General features: G+C 70.3%; 8 protein-coding genes. 1 reads left to right on the forward strand and 7 read right to left on the reverse strand.

What is annotated here, in order from left to right; all coding sequences use genetic code 11:
• Positions 1 to 5: 5 nt before the first annotated feature.
• The 5 genes from CG719_RS19820 to CG719_RS19840 form a co-directional block, all read right to left on the reverse strand.
• The gene (locus CG719_RS19820) at positions 6 to 1,076 is read right to left on the reverse strand and encodes a MupA/Atu3671 family FMN-dependent luciferase-like monooxygenase (RefSeq protein ID WP_100570020.1); all 1,071 of its coding nucleotides are present in this window, start codon (positions 1,074 to 1,076) and stop codon (positions 6 to 8) included.
• Between the two features lie 171 nt (positions 1,077 to 1,247).
• Positions 1,248 to 2,042 carry an ABC transporter permease gene (locus CG719_RS19825; protein WP_100570021.1) on the reverse strand — a complete coding sequence of 265 codons (795 nt, stop codon included), beginning with the start codon at positions 2,040 to 2,042 and terminating at the stop codon, positions 1,248 to 1,250.
• Between the two features lie 15 nt (positions 2,043 to 2,057).
• Positions 2,058 to 3,209 carry a class I SAM-dependent methyltransferase gene (locus CG719_RS19830; protein WP_100570022.1) on the reverse strand — a complete coding sequence of 384 codons (1,152 nt, stop codon included), beginning with the start codon at positions 3,207 to 3,209 and terminating at the stop codon, positions 2,058 to 2,060.
• A gap of 46 nt (positions 3,210 to 3,255) precedes the next feature.
• A complete protein-coding gene (locus tag CG719_RS19835; protein ID WP_100570023.1) occupies positions 3,256 to 4,044 on the reverse strand; it encodes an ABC transporter permease in 789 nt (262 codons plus the stop codon).
• On the reverse strand, positions 4,041 to 5,015 hold the full coding sequence (locus tag CG719_RS19840) for an ATP-binding cassette domain-containing protein (protein ID WP_100570024.1): 975 nt from the start codon (positions 5,013 to 5,015) through the stop codon (positions 4,041 to 4,043). Before CG719_RS19840 ends, CG719_RS19835 begins: the two co-directional genes overlap by 4 nt.
• Before the next feature lie 309 nt (positions 5,016 to 5,324).
• On the opposite strand from CG719_RS19840, the gene CG719_RS19845 reads away from it, so the two are divergent.
• A complete protein-coding gene (locus CG719_RS19845) occupies positions 5,325 to 5,858 on the forward strand; it encodes a DUF3995 domain-containing protein (RefSeq protein WP_159024903.1) in 534 nt (177 codons plus the stop codon).
• An 18-nt stretch (positions 5,859 to 5,876) separates the two neighbouring features.
• Here CG719_RS19845 and CG719_RS19850 read toward each other — a convergent pair whose 3' ends face one another.
• Positions 5,877 to 6,665: a thioesterase II family protein gene (locus CG719_RS19850; RefSeq protein WP_234375659.1), complete on the reverse strand. Its 789-nt coding sequence runs from the start codon at positions 6,663 to 6,665 to the stop codon at positions 5,877 to 5,879.
• The gene (locus CG719_RS19855; protein ID WP_100570027.1) at positions 6,662 to 7,933 is read right to left on the reverse strand and encodes a cytochrome P450; all 1,272 of its coding nucleotides are present in this window, start codon (positions 7,931 to 7,933) and stop codon (positions 6,662 to 6,664) included. Before CG719_RS19855 ends, CG719_RS19850 begins: the two co-directional genes overlap by 4 nt.
• Positions 7,934 to 8,084: the final 151 nt, after the last annotated feature.

The raw sequence follows: 8,084 nt of genomic DNA on the forward strand, positions 1-8,084 counted from the left end.
CGCGGTCACCGAGCCTGCTCGCGTTCCCGCCACGCCTGCCTGAGCAGGTCGAGGTGGGCCAGTCCGGCCAGCACCTCGTCGGTCTCCACACCGAAGTCGATCAGGCAGGCGATCTCGTCCACGCCGATCTCGTACAGCCGCTCGCACATCCGCAGCCCGTCCTCGACGGTGCCGAACAGGCCGCTGGTCTCGAAGTACCGGTCGAAGGCCTGGCCGACCAGGAAGTCGATGTCGGCGGGGCTCATCTTGTTCAGGTCCAGCGCGACCGCGTCGGCGCCCGCGGCCCTGGCGGCGTGGATGACCAGGTCGAAGGAGCTGGCCAGGTACTTGCTGAACGGCCCGCGGACGGTCTCCCTGACCTTCTCCCGGTCCGGGCCGACGAACGTGTGCAGCATGAGCGCGACATGCCCGTCGCCCTCGGTCTCGTCGTGATGGTCGCGGAAGGCCTGCCGGTACTCGCCGATCCGCTTCTCCAGCACGTCGACGCCCTGGCCCAGCAGATGGGTCAGCACCCCGGCGCCCATCTCGCCCGCCTCGCGGAAGGTCTGCGGGTTGCCCGCGCTGGTCAGCCAGACCGGCAACTCCCGCTGCACCGGCGGCGGGAAGACCGTCACGTCGACGCTCTCGCCCGCGCCGTCGACGAACGTCGCGGGCTCCTGGCGCCACAGGCTCCGGATCGCCCGCACCGAGTCGATCAGACCGGACCTGCGGGTCGGATATCCCTCCGGGCGCAGGACGAAGTCGGCGGCGTGCCAACCGGAGGCGAATGCGATACCGACCCTTCCTTTGGAGAGGTTGTCGACGACCGACCATTCCTCCGCGATACGCACCGGATGGTGCAGCGGGGCCACCACACTGCCGGCCCGCACCGCGACTTTCTCGGTCACCGCGGCCACCGCGGCGCCCGTCACCGCCGGATTCGGATAGAGGCCGCCGAAGGCGTGGAAGTGACGTTCAGGCGTCCACACCGACGCGAAATCGTGGGTGTCGGCGAACTTGGCTCCCTCGATCAGCAGCCGGTACCGGTCGCCGACGTCCTCCTTGTCGTTCGCGAAGTAGAAAAGGCCGAAATCCATGGCGCCTCCAGCCATCAGCGCGTTCGGTGGGTGGCCGAGCGGAAAAGCGGAGCCCGATACTGTCCGCCTGATACGCGCAGCCTAGTCAGGGGGAAAACACCCGCTCCGGGTCAGTTCGAAAACTCTGTGGCCGGGTTTGGAAGGAGCCGTCGAGGACGATCGCCTGCCGCCTCACCGCATCGGCCCGGCACGGCCGTAGGCGCGCGCCGCCGCCGGAGCGGTGACGGCGATCACCAGCAGACAGAAGACGACGGCGAGCGGCGCGGCGTGACGGTCCGGAAAACCGGCCCCGGCGGGCGTTCCTCCCGTGCCCAGCAGATCGCGCACCGTGCTGTTCACCGCGGTCACCGGGTTCCAGCCGACCACCTGGCGCAGCCAGCCGGGCAGGCCGTCCGGCGGCACGAACGCGTTGGACAGGAACGTCGCCGGCAGCAGGCACACCGGTACGAGCGAGGTGACCGCCTCGGCGTTGCGGAGGGTGAGCCCGAGGAAGATCCCCAGGCACGCGCACCCCGTGCCGAGCAGCAGCTCCAGGCCCACCGCGGCCAGCGCCGCCGTGGGGCGGACCCCGTCGGCCCAGCCGGCGATCCACGCGGCGGGCACCACACCGGCCATCGCCACCACCACGGGCAGTGAGTCCACCACGATCCGCCCGGACAGGATGGCCGCGCGGTCGACAGGAAGCGAGCGGAGCCGGTCGAACACACCGTTCTGGAGGTCGTCGAGGACGCCCAGCGCGGAGAGCGCGACCGTCGAGACGGCGAGCGAGGTGATCACGCCCGCCGCCACGTACGCGCCGTACGGCCCGCCGCCGGGCACCCGCATGCTGCCGCCGAACAGGATCCCCAGGCCCACCACCATCGCGACCGGCATCACGGTGAAACCGACCAGCTTCTCCGGCAGGCGCAGCAGATGCCGCAGATGCCGGCCCGCGATGGCCCGCGTGTCGCCGAGGAACTCCGCCATGTCGCCGCGGGCCGGTCAGGCGTGCCCGGCGAGCAGGATCCGGTGCATCGGGGTGTCCAGCACCGCGACCCGCCGTAGTCCGGTCGAGGCGAGCCACTGGTCGTAGTCGTCCAGCAGGAAGGCGTCACCGCCGCCGGTGGCCAGCATGGACGCGGCGAACAGCATCGCGAACCGGTCCTGGACCGACTTGGCGTCCTTCTCGTCGGTGACCAGGTGGTCCGCGATGCAGATCAGGCCGTCCCGTGACAGGGCCTCCTTGGACTTGCGCAGCAACTCCTGTGCCGACTCGGGGGTCTGGAGGTGGAAGATGTTGACGAAGACCAGCAGGTCGTGGCCGGTGCCCCAGCTCTCGGTCCAGAAGTCGCGCACCTGGACGCCGAACCGGTCGGCGACGCCGAGCCGTTCGGCCTGCGCCGTGGCGATCGGCGCGATGGCCGGCGCCTCGAGACCGGTGGCCCGCCAGCGCGGGAACGCCCGCAGCAGCAACTGGCTGTACAGGCCGGTACCGCAGCCGATGTCCAGGACGGAGGCGGGCCGGTCGGTGGGCCACTCCAGCGTCTCGAAGCCGCCGCGCAGCGCCTCGACGATCGGCGGCGCCCAGAAGTTGATGCCGCGTACCAGGGACTCGTAGTTGTGCTCGCTGATCTGGTTGAGCTGGAGCCCGCCCGTCTCGTCGCGGTTGTCGCCGCGCACCGCGTCCGCGAGGTTGCGCCAGGAGTGCCAGGCCAGCTGGCGGTCGTACTCGATCTTGCCGACCAGGCTGAACAGCCCGTCCGGCAGCAGGCATTCGCGCATCTCCTCCGGCATCCGGTAGACCGCGGGGCCGTCCTCGGTGGGGACACGGTCGACGATGTCGTAGGCGTACAGGCCGTCCATCAGCACCCGCATCGCCCGCTGGTTGGCGGCGCAGGCCCGCGCGAGCTGGTCACTGGTCCTCGGTCCGGCGCTCAACTCGGCGAACACACCGAGGTCGTGCGCGGCCTCGATGACGCCGGGCGCCCACAGCGAGATCAGGTGCTCGTAGACCCGGTGGGCGGAGTGCACGACCCGGCCGGAGCCCCGCCAGTCGGGAAGCAGCGTGGTGTCCACGAGCGGGCGGACGTTGAGTTCCGGCGCGGGTCCGTCGCCCGCCTCGAAGTCGGCGGGCGTGGTGACACCAGGCGTCATCGCAGTGCTCCTTTGGGGGTAGGCGGCGCCTTGTCGGGCGAGCGGTTCAGCGGGCTGCCGCGGTCCGGTACCTGCGGGCGGCGAGCGGCATGGCCAGCGCGATCATCGCCACGATGAGGACCACGGCGACGGGGATCGGGTGCACCGAGGGGAAGGAGGTGTCGCCGACGGAGGTGGGGTTGCCGAACAGCCGGCGCAGGGCCCCGACCACCGCCGACAGCGGGTTCCACACCGCGATGGCGCGCAGCCACTCGGGCAGTCCGCTCAGCGGGATGAACGCGCTGGACAGGAACGTGAGCGGCATCATGACCATGGACATCACCGCGCTGACCGCCTCGACGTTGCGCAGGGACAGTCCGAGCAGCGCGCCGAGCCAGGCGGCGCCCAGGCCGAGCAGCAGCAGGATGCCGAAGGCGGCCAGGATGTGCGGGGCGCCGGTGTGCACCCGCCAGCCGATCAGGGAGCCGACCGCGGCCATCACGACGATGGCTACGGTGGACAGCAGCAGGTCGGAGACGGTACGCCCGATCAGTACGGCGTAGCGGGACATGGGAAGCGAGCGGAACCGGTCGACCAGGCCGTTGCGCAGGTCGTCGACCACGCCGACCGCGGTGGTCTGCAGGTTGGCCAGCATGACCTGGGCGAAGATGCCGGCCATGATGTACTCGCGGTAGTTGCCGCCCTCGACCTGCATGGCGCTGCCGAACAGGAACCCGAAGACGATCACGTACATCACCGGCATCAGCGTCACGCTGAGCAGCCGTTCCGGCACCCGGGTCAGATGCCGCAGGTGACGGCCCGTCAGGGCGAGGCAGTCGCTCAGGAACTCGCTCATGTCGCCGCTCCTTCGGTCACCGGCCGCGCCGCGGGGCCGGTCAGGGACAGGAAGACCTCGTCCATCGAGGGACGGCTGAGCCGGAAGTCGGCCACCGGGATACCTGCCTGGGCCAGTTCGGTGGCCACCGTCGCGATACCGCCGACGCCTTCGGTCATCGGCACGGAGACCGTCCGCTTCTCCTCGTCCACGAGCGGTTCGTCGACGCCGAACCGGCTCAGCACCTTGGTGAGGGCGACGACGTCGTCCGCGGAGGCGGCGGTGACCCGCAGCCTGTCGTCCCCCACCCGGTCCTTCAACTCGTCGGGGGTGCCCTCGGCGACGACACTGCCGTCCTTCAGCACGGCTATCCGATCGGCGAGTTGGTCGGCCTCTTCGAGGTACTGGGTGGTCAGCAGGACGGTGACGCCACGGCTCACCTGGGTGCGGATCACCTCCCACAGGGTCAGCCGGCTGGACAGGTCGAGGCCGGTGGTCGGCTCGTCCAGGAACAGCACCGGCGGCTCGGCGATCAGGCTGGCGGCGAGGTCGAGCCTGCGCCGCATGCCGCCGGAGTAGGTCTTCACCGGCCGGTCGGCCGCGTCGGTCAGGTCGAGCCGTTCCAGCAGTTCGTCCGCCCTGGCCCGGGTGGCGCTCCGGCCGAGGTGGTAGAGGGTGCCGATCAGCCGGAGGTTCTCCCGGCCGGTCAACCGCTCGTCGACCGCAGCGTACTGTCCGGTCAGCCCGATGCGCCGGCGGACCTCCTTGCCCTGCCGGCGCACGTCGAATCCGGCCACGGTCGCCTCGCCGCCGTCCGCGGAGAGCAGGGTGGCCAGGATGCGCACGGTCGTGGTCTTCCCGGCGCCGTTGGGCCCGAGCAGCCCGAAAACCGTGCCGGCGGGGACCGACAGGTCGACACCGTTCAGCGCGTCCTTGACCTGCTTTCCACCGTAACGTTTGCTCAGTCCCTCGGCCCGAATTGCAATGTCCACGCATTCACCCCCATACGCTACGGGTTCGCCGACCGCGACGGCTGCCGCATCGGCGCCGCCGACGCTAGCAGCGGCGTGGCCGGAACCGGCCCCCTCATTGAAAACTCCGATATGCGCGGGGTTCGCGCCTCCGCGCCCGGTGATACCGTGCCCGCGGTGTGCTCGGGCTTCTAGGTGAGGATTTGAATGGTACGCGAAACATTAATTCCAGGTGAAAATGACGGGAATTCACCCGGCCGGGAGCCGGGCGCCGAACTCCCGCTCCGGCCGGTCTGGGTTCACCTGGCTTTCGTCTTCACGTTTCTCTTCATGCTTCTCCACGTGTACTGGGCGGTGGGCGGCACCTGGGGACTGCCGCTCCTGGCGCGGCACGACAAGTCCGCGGTGCAGGCGGTCAACTGGGTGGTGAGCGCGATCATGCTGTTCGGCGCGCTCTTCGTCCTCGCGCTGAACCGCCGTACGGACAGCCGGGTGCGCGCCTGGGTGCTGCTGGCGCCGATGTGGATCGCTGCGGTGGTGTGCGTCTCCCACGCCTTTTACGGCTTCGTCACCAAGGCCCTGTACCTGAGCGGACACCACGGCGCCGTCGACTTCCCGGTCGTGCCCGGGGTCGGCGCGGCGGAGGCGGCCGAGGCGAACCACCTCTCGGCCGTGCAGGACCTCCTGGTGTTCGAGCCGTGCTTCCTGGTCCAGGGCGTGGTACTGTCCCTGGCCGCCTGGCAGTTCATCCGCACCCGGAACGCCCGCCGCCGATGGTGGACGTCGCTGGTCGTGGGCATCGTGGTGATCGACGTGTTCGGCGCCCTGCTCTCGGTGGCCGGCGCGCGCTTCGCGCTCTCCTGACCCCCCGCGTCCGCCGGTTCAGCCGGCGGCGCGGGCGGCCGCGAGGTGGCCGGTCAGACGGCCGGCCAGGTCGCGGACGAGGGCTTCGGGGTCGTCCATCAGGTAGAAGTGGCCGCCGGGGTACACCCGGTGGTCGAAGCGGCCGGTGGCGCTCACCGCCGCCCACTCCCGCAGGCCCTCGACCGGCACCTGCTCGTCCTCGCTCCCCACGTACGCGGTCACCGGGGTGGCCAGCGGCGTGACCGGGCGCGGAAGATACGTGCCGATCAGCCGGAAGTCCGCCCGGATCGCGGGCAGTACCAGCTCCCGCAGGTCCGCATCGTCCAGCACCGTGCCGGCGTCCGGGTCGCCGAGCCGGCGTACCTCCTCCACGATCGCGTCGTCGCCGCGCAGGTGCACGCTCTTGGGCACCACCCGGTGCGGCGGCAACTGGCCGGAGACGAACAGCCGTCCCGGCGCCGAGCCGGTGCGCTGCTTCAGGCGCAGCGCCACCTCGTAGGCGACGGAGGCGCCCATGCTGTGCCCGAACAGCACGAGCCGCTCTCCCGCGCAGGCCTGCAGCACATCGGCGATCGGCGTGGTCAGCGCGCCCATCTCGTCGATGCACGGCTCCAGCAGCCGGTCCTGACGGCCCGGGTAGCACACCCCGGTCACCTCGACGTCGTCCGGCAGCCACCGCGGCCAGTCGCGGAACATGCTGGCCGCGCCGCCCGCGTGGGGGAAGCACACCAGCCGCAGACGGGGCCGGGCCACCTTGCGGTAGCAGCGCAGCCACTTCGACGGGCCCATTCCCGCGGACGGGTTCACCCGCGTGCCCCGTTCCCGCTGCCGTAGGCGGCCAGCGCCGCCTCGTCCGGCTCGAAACGCACCGGCAGACTGCACAGCCCGGTCAGGAAGTTGGAGTGGATCCGCTGCGGCTCGCCGGTGACCTCGAACCCGGTGCTGTAGGTGCGCAGGGCGTCCAGCATCGCGTTCACCTCGACCCGGCCCAGATAGGCGCCGAGGCAGAAGTGCGGGCCGTAGCCGAAGGTGATGTGCTTGTTCGGCGACCGGTTCAGATCGAAGACGTACGGGTCGGCGAAGACCTCCTCGTCCCGGTTGGCCGAGCTGTTCCACAGCGTGACGATGTCGCCCGCGGCGATCACCTGGCCGTGCAGCTCCACGTCGGTGACCGCGCGCCTGCCGAAGTGCATCGCCGGGGTCGCCCAGCGCAGCACCTCCTCGGTGGCCGACTCCAGCGTCACCTCGCGGTCGCGGAGCGACTGCCACTGGTCCGGGTGCCGCGTGAGGGTCCGCACGGCGTCGATCATCGACAGGCGGCTGGTCTCGTCGCCGCCGAGGATCAGGCTGTAGCAGTTGAGGACGATGACCTCCTCGCTCAACGGCTCGCCGTTCACCGTGCTGTTGGCGAGCACGCTGATCACGTCCTCGGTCGGCTTCGCCCGGCGCTCGGCGACCAGCTCGTTGAAGTACAGCAGGATCTCGTTGCGGGCGAGCCAGGCGTCGGTCTCCGACTGGCCCTCCTCGTTCGAGCTGAGTGCGGACTTGTTGAGGTTCAGCAGGAACTCACGGTCGGCGGTGGGCACTCCGAGCAGGTCGGAGATGGTGTTCATCGGGATGTGCTCGGCGACGTCGGTGGCGAAGTCGCACTCGCCGCGCCGGACGGCCTCCACCACCAGGCGGGTGGTGTTCTGGCGGACCCGGTCGGAGATGGGCTTGAGAGCCTGCGGGGAGAAGGCCTTGAGCAGTACGTTGCGCAGGTTGCGGTGCGGGGCGCCGTCGGTGACGGCGAGCATCTTTCCCGTCGCGGAGTCGCCGCCGGCGAGCAGCGTGACCAGCACGTTGCCCCGCTCCGAGGTGAGCCGCTTGTTGTCCTTGTACAGCGCCATGACGTCCGCGTACCGGCTGATCACCCAGAATCCCGGCGCGTCGCCGGTGGGCGGGTGCCAGTGGAGCGGCCGCGTGGTGCGCAGCCGGCGCCAGTATTCACGGAGGTCGTTCTCCTCGAACGTTCTGGGATCGGTCAGATCGACCGTGGAGATGTCGTCCGGTGTCGACATCGTCTGCGCAGTCATGTTTCCACCATTCGTCGTGGGCTGCGAAAGACTGGGAAAGGGAATTGCGGCGGCGAGTTCGACCGAGGGGACATCCGGTTCAGGCCCGGGGAAAAGGATTTCCTTTTCCCCGGGCCTGAACCGGTCGGTCGACACGGGCTACGGGATCCGG

The organism is Streptomyces sp. CB01373, assembly GCF_002803075.1.
In the GTDB taxonomy this organism is placed as follows: Bacteria; Actinomycetota; Actinomycetes; order Streptomycetales; family Streptomycetaceae; genus Streptomyces.